Source organism: Lentibacter algarum, assembly GCF_040580765.1.
GTDB lineage: Bacteria > Pseudomonadota > Alphaproteobacteria > Rhodobacterales > Rhodobacteraceae > Lentibacter > Lentibacter algarum.
On the sequence record NZ_CP158687.1, the window covers coordinates 768,419 to 781,871 of the forward strand.

Genomic DNA, 13,453 nt, shown 5'->3' on the forward strand with positions numbered 1-13,453 from the left:
TTCCTCAACTCGATACCAACTGTGAGGGCTTTAGCCCTTCTTTTGGGAAGTGATATCTGGCTTTCTGGCGCGGGTCTATCAAAGAAGCTTTAAGTCAGAGTTGATTTCGGCCACATATAAAAGGGTCAAAGTAGGACAGTTTTATGCAGCCGTTGCCGTTTAATATTATGACCAAACCGATTGGGCCGCGCTGCAATATTGATTGCAAGTATTGCTACTACCTTGAAAAAGAAAAGCTTTATCCGGATGAAAAGAAATTCAGGATGTCTGATGACGTTTTGGAACGCTATATTTCCCAGACGATCGCGTCTGGGCTGGAAAGCGGTATGGGTGAAGTTCACTTTGCTTGGCAGGGTGGTGAGCCAACGATGCTTGGCGTTGAATATTTCCGCAAGATTGTGACCCTGCAGAGAAAACACCTGCCAGCGGGTGTGCCAGTTTCCAACGCGCTTCAAACCAACGGGATTTTGCTCGATGAGGCATGGGGTGTGTTTCTGGCCGAGAACGACTTTCTTGTTGGGTTGAGTGTGGATGGGCCAAAAGCTGTGCATGACAGGTACCGCGTTGATCGCGCCGGACGCCCAACCTTTGACGCTGTCATGCGCGGGCTAGAGGTGCTTCAGCGCCATGAGGTGCGTCATAATGCACTGACAACTGTCCACCGTGCGAATGGTGGCAAAGGCCGTGATGTTTATCGCTTTTTAACGGGAAAAGGATTTGACCATATCCAGTTTATCCCAATTGCGGAGCGCAGTGCTGGGGAAAGCCTTGCAGGTGCGCCACAGCAGGACATGGCCCCGCAAAATAAAGTGACGGAGTGGAGCGTGGCTGCGCGCGCGTATGGTAAGTTTTTGTGCGATGTCTTTGATCTATGGTTCAAAGACGATGTGGGGCGCGTCTCTGTGCAGTTCTTTGATGTGCAGCTCGGTCTCTGGATGGGGCAACCCTCTGCACTGTGTGTTTTTGCCAAGACCTGCGGCAACAGTCTTGCCCTTGAGCATGATGGTAGCCTGTATGCGTGTGATCACTACGTGTACCCAGACTACAAGCTTGGAGAGATTGGTGAGACGCCCCTGCGCGAAATGCTGTGGAGTGATCGGCAGGCTGCCTTTGGCCAAGACAAAGAGGCCTCCCTGACTGCTCAGTGCCGCGCGTGCGAGTTTCGCTTTGCGTGCAATGGTGGGTGCCCCAAACACCGTTTTGGCACATCAAAGTCGGGCGAGGCGGGGCACAATTATTTTTGCGAAAGCTACACGGCGTTTTTCAGACACGCAGGCCCTCGGCTGCAAAAAATGGCTTGGCAAGTTTCCAACGGGATTCCCGCAACGGGTGGAAAAGCTTGAGCCTCTAGGGCTGCACCTAAGATTTGCGTTGTAGGGTGCTGCGAACATGAGTGTGCGTTCAGCCTTTATTTTATGGGTATTTTTAGCCATTTGTTGGGGCCAGAAGAAATTTGAAAAACCTTAGAAAACACCTTGTAAATCCGTCTCTTGCGCTTGTATACCCGTCGGCGGAGACGTGGCCGAGTGGTCGAAGGCGCTCCCCTGCTAAGGGAGTAGGCCCGGAAGGGTCTCGAGGGTTCGAATCCCTTCGTCTCCGCCATTAACCTGGCTTAAGTAATTGATTTAATTGTATTTTTACCAAGAATTGGCCTGTTTGGATACAGTTGCGGATACACTTTTCTCAGTAATTTAATTGCTGTACGTAAGCTTTGTTGGAAAAATTGGTTGCTAGATTACTGTGTGAAACTAGCGTGATATCTTAACGGGATGAGAAGCTGATCGCTTACCAAATATAAGACTGCCCGTCGTCAGTTTTTTTGGGGCCAATGGCGGCCTAAACTAAGAGAAAGTCTGGATCATCTAATTAATTTGATTCTGAGGCATTTCCAGTTTCAAATTAGTGTCTTTCGGCAATTGGATGTACCAGTTTCAAAAAAATGGGCCGCTAGCAAAGTGCTGGCAAATTCAGGCTCATAACCTGAAGGTCGTAGGTTCAAATCCTACTCCCGCAACCAAAATCCTAAAATAAATCAAAGGCTTAGTTTCCTAGTAAAACACTGGGGATTTATAAGCGCGTTTCATGTCAACGCCATGTCAACGTTTGACGCGTCGCACCCCTCGAATAGCCGTAATCATTGGTAATCAGCCGAAACCAGTGATGGTCGATGATGTTCGGGCATACTGGAGCGGACCGGTTTTGCAGGTTGACGGATGAAAATTCGGTCTGCTCGCGTTATAGAACCAGCTTGTAGCTTGTGCTGCGGCCGCCGGCTTCGCCTTTCCGCATCAGCCCAAGTTCAATCAAGGCTGCAATGTCGCGACTTGCACTATCCTGAGAGCATTTCGCAATCGTCGCCCATTTCGACGTGGTCATCTTACCCTCAAAGCCGTCAAGTAAACGGTTCAGAACCTTAATCTGTCGCTCGTTCAGCGGCATCGGAGCTGCGCGCTCCCAGAATTGAGCCTTCGCGACAACTGCAGCGAGTACGCTATCCGCTCCACGGATGGCGCGATCCAGGCACGCGAGGAACCATAAAACCCACTCTGTTACGTCCGTTTCGCCCTTCTGCGTTTGCTCCAGTTGATCATAGTATACGCTCCGTTCTGTCCGGATCTGCGCTGACATGCTGTAGAACCTTTGTGAGCTCCCCTCTGACCGCGCCAGCGCAAGATCAGCGATGGCACGACCAATCCGTCCGTTGCCATCCTCGAAGGGGTGGATCGTCACAAACCACAGATGCGCCAGGGCCGCCTTGATTACCGGATCGGATGAAATCGGTGCGTTGAACCAGGCGAGAAATGCTTCCATCTCCGCCGCGACCCTAGAGGCAGGTGGCGCTGTGTAATGCACGCGTTCTCGGCCGTAGGGTCCTGACACCACCTGCACCGGACCGGTACTGTCATCGCGCCAATCCCCGACGCGGATGAGTGTCATGCCGCTACGCCCGGTCGGAAACAGGGCGGCATGCCAGCCGAATAGGCGTTCCGCTGTCAGTGGAGCGTCGTAGTTGCGCGTGGCATCAAGCATGACCTCGATGATGCCTTCGACGTTACGATCCGTCGGGGGCAGGGCGCCAATGTCGATGCCAAGGCGACGTGCCAGCGATGACCGCACCTGAGTGGCGTCGAGCTGTTCACCTTCGATTTCGCTTGTCTTGACGACGTCCTGTGTCAGCGTCTGCAGCACTGCTTCCTCGCGCAGCTTGAAGCCTAGCGCTTCCATTCTGCCGATCAGTCTGCCCTGGGTATGGCGCACCTCAGCTAGGCACGTGGCGACGTGCGCGTCTTGCCAAGTTAGGTTAGGCCAAGTGTCCCGTTCCCAGATTTGCATCATATTCTCCGCAAAATTTACAGGGATAATCCGACTTTTTCTCTGCACTGGCAAGAGTAAAAGCCGCATTATGTGCGGAGAATATAGTGGGCAATCTCCCGGAGGGTGCCAGCCGCGCTTTTTGATATCCTTGCTCGAAACCGGTATGGAACGCCGCATCAACCAGTGACACCGTGGCGTTCTCGCGCCATTATTTCGGGAGAGTAACATGCGCTGGCTGAGCTCAGTTGACGCGAACATTCGGTCCAAACTGATCACTTCGGCTCTGAAGTTGCGCAAGCGCTGCTTTGTGCCTTTCTAAGCGTCTTTGGCCTTTCCTGAGAGGGGTACCAAAATGTATGCGTTGCGCCATCACGTTGACTTCGGATAATTTTTTTAAGGCTGTAACGAAACTCAGCAAGATGAATCCGGCGTGATCAAGCCTTGTGTCAGCATCACGGATTAGGAACTCTGGCGTGATACCTTGTTCTGCGCACCACATCAAAGTGTTTCGGGCCTGCTGGGTCACCCATTCCGAGTCGGTGGCATAGGTCGGTGCGCTGCAGAAGACGCGGCGGCTGTCGAGATGGATAAACATCAGTACATAGGCAGTCCTCGGCCCGCGTAGCGTAAACACAGTCTTTGAGAAGAAGTCGCAGGCAACCATTGTTTCCATGTGTGCCCCGATGAAGGTGGTCCACGGCAGGGCCGGCTTCTTCTTGCGCCTCTCAGGGCTCGGGTGGATGCCCGCATCATTGAGGATGCGTTTGACAGAATTGGCGTCAGCATAGAGCCCCAGCTTTTTCAACTCCCCTGCGATCCGCTTGTAGCCCCAGAGGAGGTTTTCAGATCCGATGCGGGTGACGACGTCGCGAAGTTCCTGCGTCAGGCGCGGTCGTCCCACGGCCTGAAAGGGGCGCCCACCGCGCATCTGGGAAAGCCAGCGCTTGTAGGTCGCGGGCTTGGCCACTTTCATTAGCCCGTCGACATCATGCCCGCATTCTTCCCCGATGCGTAACAGTTCGGCTTTTTCGGCAGGCGACAGGATGATCCTTTCCGTTGGAATGCGTACCCGCAAGATTGTGATCTGGGCCTTTAGCAGCCTTAGTTGCGCATTGTGCCGCGGTATGAAAAACTGATTTAGGAAGACCAGAAGGAGGGATAGGGTCGAATTCATCTTGCCGGGCTCCACAGCGGCGTTTAAAAATGACGCTATGTCAGGGTGATGGGTCTTGCTTACATTTTGGCACCCCTCTCAGGGAAGCGAAAATCGCCGGGGTCAGCTGATGGCCGTCATCAAGCTGGGGTAGGGGGCCTGTCGAGGTCTTTGCCCGAACGTTTTTCTGCATGATTGCAATCTGCAGACCTGCAATGCGATCGGGATACCCTCTAGAATTTTGTGGATAGTTTGGATGTCAGACCATCTCGAGGCATGTCACACAGGTTCGCGATTTGGATTCAATGATTTCAACGGGTTGGATCGAGAGAGATTTGGGGGCCAGGTTGGCTCCCTCCGCCATAAAGACTACATAAAATACTGTTTTGTTGGGGCTTTTTGGTAGGTGCGCTAAAGCTGGATACAGTTAAGGATACACTTCATTCAGTTATGCGTCCGGTGCCACGAACAGCCCTAACCTACCTTTTCTAGTAACGTCATTTCCGCAAGGTAAACATAAACCCCCTACAAAATTTGCTGGCGCTAAGATGCAAAAGCCGCGCGAACCACCCTCAATCACGGCTTTGCCAGAGGACCCGCTCACTGCGCCTCTTCGTCTGCCAGTTCTTCGATAGCCAACGCCTCGGTGCGTAGGTGCGCGGCTGTCAGGCGTAGCTTCTCGACATAAGCCGCCGTCTCAGCTGCAGTGTTGCCTGTCGCCCATCGGTCAAGGACGGTTTCCACGGCGCGCTCGACCTCTCGGCGGACGCGGGCCTCTGTCGTGAATGGTCGGCGCTTCGACTTCACGGGTTCAGAGGGGCTGTCTAGCATCTGTCAGGCTCCGGCTGTGATCTACGAAAGCATAGCAAATTTGGCTGTGATTTGCTCCGAAAAAGTGCCGTGATAATTGCACAATTTGCGTTACTTACCACCGTGTGACGGGTGTGACGGGTGTGACGGGTTTTCCCAGATGCATATAATCGCGAAAAAACATTTTTTGTAATAGTGAAACACCCAATTTTTCAACGCGATTCAATAAACATAGTTTTCTGTCACAGTTTTTGAATGTGGAAACACCCGTCACATGCGTCACAAGCGTCACGGCTGCGCCTCCAACCAGCTTGGCACGCGCAGGCCCGTCACGTAGCGGGCCACCCGGTCTTTGTTGGCACCAAAGCCCAGACGTGTCAGGCGTTCCCGCAACCCCTTTTGGCTCATGGTCTTGTTAATGCCGTTCGACGCGGCCCAATCCTGATAGGCCCTAAACACTTCTGTAGATGTCGCCTTTGCCTCTGCATCGCGGGTGCATACATCGTCCACAAATTGCGCCACCTGATCGGCCTCTAGTCGCCATTCTTGCTTTGCTGTCTCACTGGACGCGGGTGCGGTAAAGCCGTCTGTCAGGGCCAGCGCATAGGCTTTCAAGGCCATGTTCAAGATCCCCGGCAATTCGGTCAGCAGTTTGCCTTTTAACTGCGGGTCTTGCTCTTGCTTGGCAAAGGTCCGGTTGAATTGCAGAATCGTGGCCCGCCTGAATAGTGCCTCCGAAAAGTCGCGGGTGTGCGGCATGTGATTTGTGCCAAACCAGCACGTTGCAAAAGGTCGCATGACAAACGGATCTTTGAATTTGTGTTCAACGGTTGAAGGTTCGCCCGACGTGATCGCCTTCAATTCAGCGTCGGCTATTACTTCACCCTGTTTCAGTTCGGTCACGATATTTGCAAGTTTCTGGTGAAGGTGTGCCCTTTGGAAGCTGCGGTCAAAGTTTGCAGGTTGAACCCCAGCGACGTTTTCAACACCTGCCAAGCCTTCCAAGATCGCCAGCAACACGCTTTTGCCGTTTGCGCCCGGCCCGATAAGCATGACAAACAATTCATGACGCGCATGGCTCATTAGGGTGTAGCCCATCAATTCTATAACACATTTAATCTTGTCCAGAATGTCGGGATCATCCCGAAAGACCTGTTCAAGAAAGGCCCGGAATAGCGGCGCATCGGCCTGCGGATCGTAGGCCACCGGGATTTGCGTTGTGCGGTAGTTTTCCCTGCAATGCGGTCGCAAGGTCCACTTGCCGCCCTGTAATTCCAGTTCACCGTTCAAACAGTTCACGGTTTCAGGATTGCCTAGGTTAAATTTGTGATCCTCCCTGTAAATGTCAGATTTTAAAACATCGGTCACGCCATTCACGAGGCTGGCTGTCACATCAATCATTGCTTCGCCATCTAAACGCCCTTGCACGGCTTGCTTGATCGCCCGGTCATCCTGTTGCGTCCAGACGCCCCGCGCCTGCCAGCGCCAAACGAAAGCATCTGTGCATATGACATTGGCGCGCCCGATTGTGTCCAGCGCCATTCGCGCAAGGTCCAACTGATCCGGCTCCGGGATCGTGTCACGCTCTTGCGATAGCTGCGCCCGGATCGTGGTAAGCGTCATTTTCGTGGCGTCTTTGATCGCCCGAAACACGGTATCTTGTCGGACGGGATTCAGCGGCGCTGTCTCTGTGACAATCGCTTCCATTTCGTCGATCTGTCCCGGCTGTAATGCCTTCGCCGCCTCCAAGAGTTTTTCAAAGCTGCGCGGCTGAGGCCCTACAGCATCAAAACCATCAAGGGCGTTGCCAATCGCGGCTTGCGTTTTGCCGCCCTCCGCGATTGGCCCGCGTGGCGTCTGTAAGCCTGCCACAAAGCCGCTTTCGATAGTCGCGGCAATCTCTGCCGGATCAAGGCCAATGCCACTAGCAGCGGCGCTCAGGCGCTCTCTGACGGTGCGTTCATCCAAGCCGCCCCCAGCCACGATCTGCGCAAGGCTAAACGCCGATTTGTTTAGAGCGTCATTGCGCTGCCCCTCTGGTGCTAACAGCAATTCTGCCAGTTCACCTCGTAACGCCGTATCTGCCCAAGCGGTGCTATTGCCGCCCACAGTTGGCATGACACGTTCTGACAGTTTGCGCTGTGGCTTAACACAAAGCGCCAGTAGCCATTCTGGGCAATCGGCCAGCTCAAAAAAGCCCGGCGGGTTCTTCCAGCGGTAGGGCAGATCTGCGCCCGTTTTAACGCTTGGCACGCCGATAACCATGCCACCATCGGCCCGCACATCAACGCCCGGTGCCACTTGGCCCGCACTGTTTGCAATGTCCACGCCATCAGGCCACTTGAAATAGATATGCCACGATCCCGACGGTGACAGGGCCTCGATTGTATGCGGCAACGGCCCGTTCTGGTCGATCAGCGCGGCAAGGTTGCCGATGCCATCAACATCATGCCCTTGTGGCGTGTCTGCTTCTACCACAAAGAATCCGGATTTCGGCCCTGTCACGATCCCAACATTGGCTTGCGGCCATTTTGCCCAATCGCGCCCAATCTCTGCCGGGTCGATAGTCGCGCCCCATTTTGTGCCCGAATGTTTTTCAGACTTATGGGATTTCTTTTCGCCCTGTGGCGCCGGGAATACGTGCCATCCCCGCGCGGCATAATCCAAAGCCGCTTCTTTTATATCGTGTGTCATCAACTCGATGCCTTATACTGGCAACGGTGTGCAAAGCGTGCTAAAATATGGAATGTGCAAAAACCCCTAAAAGCGCCGCCGTTGCCCCCGGTGGCGTTTTTTATTGCGCGGTGCGTTTTTCGTCGGCTGTGTTCAGTCCTTCGACGTCCCAGCGGCTCATTCGTCCAGAAAATTGGACAGGGGCCGGTATCTGGCCGCGCTTTACCATCCGGTAAACTGTGACGCGACCGCATCCATATCGTGCGGCTACTTGCTCGGCATTTAGCCAACGCTGTGTGGTTTGTGTGTCAGGCATGGAAACTCTCCGTTTGCTTCTGACACTTGCTTAGGCCGTTGGATACGAGCGCGAACGGGACAGGAATTCAGAAATTTTGTCCCAATTTGTTCAACCATCTTCGGTGTTGCGTCCTTATTGACTCGATCGGCTTTGCCTCATCGCGCTCGTCGTTAGGGAAAAACATCTCTGCAACCTTGGCGTAGCTATCATCGACGCCATGACCTTCCTCTCTTAAATAATTGAATACCCGATCAATCCAGCGATATTCTTCGTCGTTCTCGATCTTACTGTCGGGCTTTTTATATCGCAGCACATCTGCGATCGCCTTGCCCACTGCTTTGTCACCAGCAGGGGGGTCCAGTTCTGCCAACTCAGCAAGCGTGGCTCGGTCTTTAGTTCGCTTGAACCTAGAGTGCAAAAATTTGATCTTGGCCTGATGTGCCGCAGCTTCAGTCGTGTCGCCCCATGCCGTTGTGAATGCCGTTTTGTCTCGATCAGGCATAGTCGGCCCCCATCACAAAGTCATACAAACGCGCGGCCAGATCGGCCCGTTCTGTGGAAGTGTCAGCCCGACGATAGGCGGCGTCTAGCCCTCGCAGGCTATGGTCACAAAACGCATCTGCGATGTGATCCGGCACAGGCGGCTTTGCTGTCCTGCACCATCCTTTGATTGCGTTACGAAAGCCGTGCGCCGTCAGGTCAGCGTCGAAACGCTTCAGCGTCTTTCGGATAGCGTTTGGCGATATTGGCCCTTTGGTTGTTGGGCTCCCAAACACATGTTGTTGATCTGATCCTTTGCGCAAGGTTTGCAAGCGCTCCAGCAGCGGCTTTGGAAGGCGAAGGGCGTATTCCCGACCAGACTTCATCCGCCCCTGTGTGCTGCGGTCTGTACGCGCTGGCACGGTCCAAATGCCACTGTCATCATCGATATGCGCCCATTCGGCATTTACGATCACACCGATTCTGTGGCCTGTCGTCATGGCTGTTAGGATGGCCAGTTTAGCGGCATCACTTGCATCTGTCGTGCCCAGCCACTGCCAAAGTTCTGGCATCCGCTCATGTGCCAAGGTGCCGTGGTGCTTTACCTCACGCCGCGCTATTGTATCCGCAAAGGCCGACTTGCGCGGTGTTGGGTCGGCCTCAATCAATTCTTTGTTTGCAGCGCGGTCAAACACCGCTTGGATGTGCCCCAAAGCATGGCCAGCGGTGACAGGCTTTTCACGGAACAACGGTTCAAGCAGGTTGAAAATCTCACGCCGCCTGATTTCTGTGATCGGTCGATCCCCCAAAACCGGCTTGATATGGTGCAAGTGGATCGCTTCAGGGCGTCGGCGGCTTGGGCCTTCTTGCAGCTTGTGTTTGCGGCCCTCATACCACTCGCTCCAAAGGTCATGGTAGGTCGGGGCGTTAGTCGCGCCCACATCAGCAAAACCGGCCAACACCTCGCCCCTGATAACGGCTTCAAGCTCTGTCGCGGTGGTCGCATTGGCAAACCCACGGCTCAGCGCCTCGACGCCAAAGCCTTCGCGGGCCAGCCGCTTGGCAACCGTTGACAACTCACGCGCCATGGCAAGCGACGTGTCAGGATAATCGCCCAGCTTGATCCAAGTCTTGGCTCGAAAGTAAAAAGCCTTTGTCCCAGTTTTCCAGCCGCGGACATACAGGCCAGTGCGGCCACCTGTGCCGATTGCCTCGCCGTCCTTCGTCGGCTTCCACTTACGGATTGCCAGATCTGTTGCTAGTGTCATGATGCCCTCTATGGATACACTACGGATACACAAAGGGTGTGACATTTACAGAATCAGTAAGCAACACTTAGATACACAAATACACAATAACTGTTTTTTTACAGGGCCTTAATGAGGATAATGACTATAGCAGAAAGGTGGGTATCTCTCCCTTCGTCTCCGCCATTACCTTTTAATTTATGGCTGGATTTCATGTGATGCCGCGGTTTTAGGTTGTCACCTGATGCCGTTGGTCAGTGCGTCCCATTGCTGTGAGCAGGGTGGCTTGGCTTTGACGGGTTTGGAAGTCTGATTTTGAGCCCATGCCTTGCCATCCAGCGGCAATAAGCGACTGAGCCACGGCGCCGCCGAGGGTTGTTCCGGGGCCCAAGACGATGAAGAGATCAGGCGCAAATTCGCGAGCGGCGATTGTGACCGCTTTTGCAAAATTATAGGGCGCGGTGATTTGATCGCCTAGGGTGTAGTTATAAAGCGCGTTAGTGTCTGTCGCGTGGGGCCACCAGATCGCGCCACGCCCGTCAATCATGGGGATTTTGGGCTGTGCAAACATCGCAGGGTCAAAGCGGTTTTGGGCCGCGCGCGCAACGGGCTCTTGCAACACCGTATGAAAGGCTGCGTGGTTGTGCAGACGGAGTGGGAATTGCCCCTGTGGTTTAGCCTGCTTCATAAAGTCAGCTAGGCCCGCTTCATTGCCAGCGAGGACAAGCATTCCACCCAAGTCAATCGAGAGCGCGAGCTTATGGCCGGCTTTCTGCGCGATCTCTGTCATGAGCTGGATCACTGCTGCGCGCTGGGTGGTGTCTGGCTGCCATGTGTCGTCTGTGATCGGGTAGACAAGCTGTCCGCCGATGAGGCTATCCTGCATCAACTGGCCCATCGTGTTCACGAGGCGAAAGCCCTGATCCGCGCTCAAGGCGCCTGCGCAAGCGAGCGTGGAGTACCAGCCCATTGAGTTCCCTGTCACAGCGACGACATCAATGTCTGTTAGCGAGAGGAAGTCGGCGTAGCTGGCGGCGTAGATTAGTGCGGATGCGTTGTCACCGCGGGTATGTTTGGCGATAGAATAGCTAGCCGCCCCGTCAAGCGCTGCCAGTGTTTCTTGACTGTTGGTGCGGCGGATCGTGTCAAAACTCTCAAACAGTTCGGCCTTGTCGGGGTTGAGCCGCATCAGGCTTCCCAGCTCGGGCTTGTTATAGGTTCCGCGTCCTGGGCAGATGACCACCGCCCGCTTCATAGAAGAAGAGCCTCTGCCGCGGCGATGATTTGGGCTTCATCGGGCAAGGTTGCGCCATAGGCGGGGCCTGTGGCAATGAAGCTGTCTTGTGCGGTGACACGGGCGAGGCGACTGTGGCCCGCCTCTGCAAAGAGCGCCATGAGGGCCTCGGCTTGGCCCCCTGTACGGCGGCATTCGTCAACGATCAGGACGTTTTTGCAGCCTTTGGTGGCCGCAAGCAGCGCCTCTTCGGGCAGAGGAGCGAGCCAACGCAGGTCAATGATCCTGAGATCAATGCCCTTGGCGCGCAAATCAGCCTCTGCCTTGCGCGAGAGGTAATGACCGTTGCCGTAGGTCACGATAGCAAGGTCGGTTCCTGCGCCGTGTTGGCCGATCTGCCCGAAGGCGATGCTCTCGTCTGGAGAAGGGTAGCTGCACATCCATGCATTATCGCCATCGGTTTGTAAGTCCCGCATAGGGTAGAGCGCGATTGGTTCAAGAAACACAACCACGCGCTGCTCTTCGCGCGCAAGGCGTACGCATTCCCGCAGCATCATGGCCGCGTCCGCGCCTGTGGAGGGGCAGGCTATGATAACACCCGGGATATCGCGCAATACGGCGATCGAGTTGTCATTGTGAAAGTGCCCTCCAAACCCCTTTTGATAGCCAAGCCCAGCGATACGCAGCACCATCGGGTTCGTGAACTGGCCGTTGGAGAAGAACGGCAGCGTGGCCGCTTCGCCGCGCAATTGGTCTTCTGCGTTATGCAAATAGGCAAGAAACTGAATTTCGGGGACAGGGATAAAACCGTTCTGGGCCATTCCGATGGCAAGGCCGAGAATGGATTGCTCATCGAGTAAAGTATCAATGACACGGTCTTCGCCAAAGCGCTGTTGCAGCCGCTGGGTGACGCCATAGACGCCGCCTTTGCGCCCGACATCTTCACCGCAGAGCACAATCTCTTCATGGGCGAGCATCAGGTCATTCAACGCCCAATTGATGAGGCGAGACATGGGCTGCGGTTTATCCATTGCGCTTATGTCGCTGCCAAAAGTTGCAGCGCGGGTCTCGGCGCTGGGGCCGTTACTTGGAGTTACGGAACGTTTTGGTGGGACAATTGAGGCCATGACCTCGCGGGCTGTTGCAAGGCGCGGGCGCTGGACGGCTTCTGCGGCAGCGCGCGCAACGCGTTCCAGAGTTTCTGTATATATTTCAAGCGCGTCTGATGGGGTAAGTGCGCCTGCGTCTGTCAGAAGGCGCACAGAGTGAAGCAACGGATCATTGGCTTCTTCAGCTTCAACCGCACTTTTGGACATATAGCTGGTGGGCATATCGGCCCCTGCGTGACCATAGAGGCGTACGGTGCGCAGATGCAGGAAAGCAGGCTTGCGTCGGCGGCGCACGTAGTCGGCGGCGCGCTGGGCTGCGGAATAGGTGTCATAGATATCGAGCGCGTCGCCGTGGAAATATTTGAGTCCGGGGCGGCTTTGAAAGCTGGCGGCGATCCAGCCGTCGGGTGTTGGTGTGGAGATGCCTATGCCGTTGTCTTCACAGATAAATAGCAGCGGAAGGGGACTGGACTGATAAGAGGCCCAGCCCGCTGTATTGAACGCGCCTTGCGCTGTGGAATGATTGGCGGACGCGTCGCCAAATGAGCAGGCGACAATCGCGTCCTCGGGCAAAAGCTGATGCTCTGGGGGGTGGCGGCGCGCCAGACCCACGCTATAGGCCGCGCCGACCGCTTTGGGCAGGTGGCTGGCAATGGTCGAGGTCTGTGGCGGTATCATAAGGGCGCGCGAGCCGAGAACCTTGTGACGCCCGCCTGAGATCGGGTCTTCCGAGGAACAAGCAAAAGACAGGAGCATATCCCAGAGCGCGGATTGGCCTGGCACTTGCTCAGCGCGGCCAAGCTGAAAGGCCGCGTCGCGGTAATGTAGAAAGGCCATATCACTCGGGCGTAGGGCTGCTGCGACGGCAGCCATGCCCTCGTGACCTGAGGAGCCGATCGTGTAAAAACCTTGGCCCGCCTTTTGCATGGCACGGCTTGTACGGTCGAGTGCACGGCTGAGGCATTGGGTGCGAAAGAGGCCGACGGCCTCAGCCCTTGAGAGGGCGTTCGTTGCGGGCTTACCGCTTGGAAAGTCACCAGTCGCGAGGCGTGTCAGAAAGTTTTGGTGAACGATTTCGGCGCGATCCATGGGATGTCTTTCGGGGCTGGTAAGGTCATTTCTGTGGGCAGCTTT

At 55.1% G+C, this 13,453-nt stretch carries 10 protein-coding genes and 1 tRNA gene; 2 read left to right on the forward strand and 9 right to left on the reverse strand.

Annotation, left to right across the window (positions count from 1 at the left end; all coding sequences use genetic code 11):
* Positions 1-167 precede the first annotated feature (167 nt).
* Entirely contained in the window at positions 168-1,343 is a 1,176-nt protein-coding gene (locus DSM117340_RS03810; RefSeq protein WP_245724353.1) for an anaerobic sulfatase maturase, read from the forward strand.
* Positions 1,344-1,512: 169 nt separating this feature from the next.
* Positions 1,513-1,602, forward strand: a tRNA-Ser gene (locus DSM117340_RS03815).
* Between the two features lie 633 nt (positions 1,603-2,235).
* Here DSM117340_RS03815 and DSM117340_RS03820 read toward each other — a convergent pair.
* From DSM117340_RS03820 to DSM117340_RS03860, 9 genes are all read right to left on the reverse strand, one after another.
* Complete coding sequence (locus DSM117340_RS03820; protein ID WP_354689865.1) at positions 2,236-3,402, reverse strand: Fic family protein; 1,167 nt, start codon at positions 3,400-3,402, stop codon at positions 2,236-2,238.
* 154 nt (positions 3,403-3,556) lie between these two features.
* Positions 3,557-4,489, reverse strand: coding sequence for a hypothetical protein (locus DSM117340_RS03825; protein WP_354689866.1), 933 nt, complete (start codon positions 4,487-4,489; stop codon positions 3,557-3,559).
* Between the two features lie 579 nt (positions 4,490-5,068).
* Positions 5,069-5,299 (reverse strand): hypothetical protein, encoded by a 231-nt coding sequence (locus DSM117340_RS03830; RefSeq protein ID WP_354689867.1) that lies wholly within the window; start codon positions 5,297-5,299, stop codon positions 5,069-5,071.
* 267 nt (positions 5,300-5,566) lie between these two features.
* On the reverse strand, positions 5,567-7,972 hold the full coding sequence (locus tag DSM117340_RS03835; protein ID WP_354689868.1) for a phage/plasmid primase, P4 family: 2,406 nt from the start codon (positions 7,970-7,972) through the stop codon (positions 5,567-5,569).
* A 100-nt stretch (positions 7,973-8,072) separates the two neighbouring features.
* Positions 8,073-8,267: a helix-turn-helix domain-containing protein gene (locus tag DSM117340_RS03840; RefSeq protein ID WP_354689869.1), complete on the reverse strand. Its 195-nt coding sequence runs from the start codon at positions 8,265-8,267 to the stop codon at positions 8,073-8,075.
* Between the two features lie 67 nt (positions 8,268-8,334).
* The gene (locus DSM117340_RS03845; RefSeq protein ID WP_354689870.1) at positions 8,335-8,751 is read right to left on the reverse strand and encodes a hypothetical protein; all 417 of its coding nucleotides are present in this window, start codon (positions 8,749-8,751) and stop codon (positions 8,335-8,337) included.
* A complete protein-coding gene (locus tag DSM117340_RS03850; protein ID WP_354689871.1) occupies positions 8,744-9,997 on the reverse strand; it encodes an integrase arm-type DNA-binding domain-containing protein in 1,254 nt (417 codons plus the stop codon). Before DSM117340_RS03850 ends, DSM117340_RS03845 begins: the two co-directional genes overlap by 8 nt.
* Positions 9,998-10,205: 208 nt before the next feature.
* Positions 10,206-11,231, reverse strand: coding sequence for an ACP S-malonyltransferase (locus tag DSM117340_RS03855; protein WP_089888007.1), 1,026 nt, complete (start codon positions 11,229-11,231; stop codon positions 10,206-10,208).
* The gene (locus DSM117340_RS03860) at positions 11,228-13,408 is read right to left on the reverse strand and encodes an alpha-ketoacid dehydrogenase subunit alpha/beta (protein WP_089888009.1); all 2,181 of its coding nucleotides are present in this window, start codon (positions 13,406-13,408) and stop codon (positions 11,228-11,230) included. The genes DSM117340_RS03855 and DSM117340_RS03860 overlap by 4 nt, the downstream gene beginning before the upstream one ends.
* Positions 13,409-13,453 lie beyond the last annotated feature (45 nt).

Bases quoted from the DNA above. Each gene is read 5' to 3' on its own strand.
- DSM117340_RS03820 (WP_354689865.1), bottom strand. From the start codon at position 3,402: ATGCGGCTTTTACTCTTGCCAGTGCAGAGAAAAAGTCGGATTATCCCT.
- DSM117340_RS03850 (WP_354689871.1), bottom strand. From the start codon at position 9,997: ATGACACTAGCAACAGATCTGGCAATCCGTAAGTGGAAGCCGACGAAG.
- DSM117340_RS03840 (WP_354689869.1), bottom strand. From the start codon at position 8,267: ATGCCTGACACACAAACCACACAGCGTTGGCTAAATGCCGAGCAAGTA.
- DSM117340_RS03810 (WP_245724353.1), top strand. From the start codon at position 168: ATGACCAAACCGATTGGGCCGCGCTGCAATATTGATTGCAAGTATTGC.
- DSM117340_RS03835 (WP_354689868.1), bottom strand. From the start codon at position 7,972: ATGACACACGATATAAAAGAAGCGGCTTTGGATTATGCCGCGCGGGGA.
- DSM117340_RS03855 (WP_089888007.1), bottom strand. From the start codon at position 11,231: ATGAAGCGGGCGGTGGTCATCTGCCCAGGACGCGGAACCTATAACAAG.
- DSM117340_RS03830 (WP_354689867.1), bottom strand. From the start codon at position 5,299: ATGCTAGACAGCCCCTCTGAACCCGTGAAGTCGAAGCGCCGACCATTC.
- DSM117340_RS03860 (WP_089888009.1), bottom strand. From the start codon at position 13,408: ATGGATCGCGCCGAAATCGTTCACCAAAACTTTCTGACACGCCTCGCG.
- DSM117340_RS03845 (WP_354689870.1), bottom strand. From the start codon at position 8,751: ATGCCTGATCGAGACAAAACGGCATTCACAACGGCATGGGGCGACACG.
- DSM117340_RS03825 (WP_354689866.1), bottom strand. From the start codon at position 4,489: ATGAATTCGACCCTATCCCTCCTTCTGGTCTTCCTAAATCAGTTTTTC.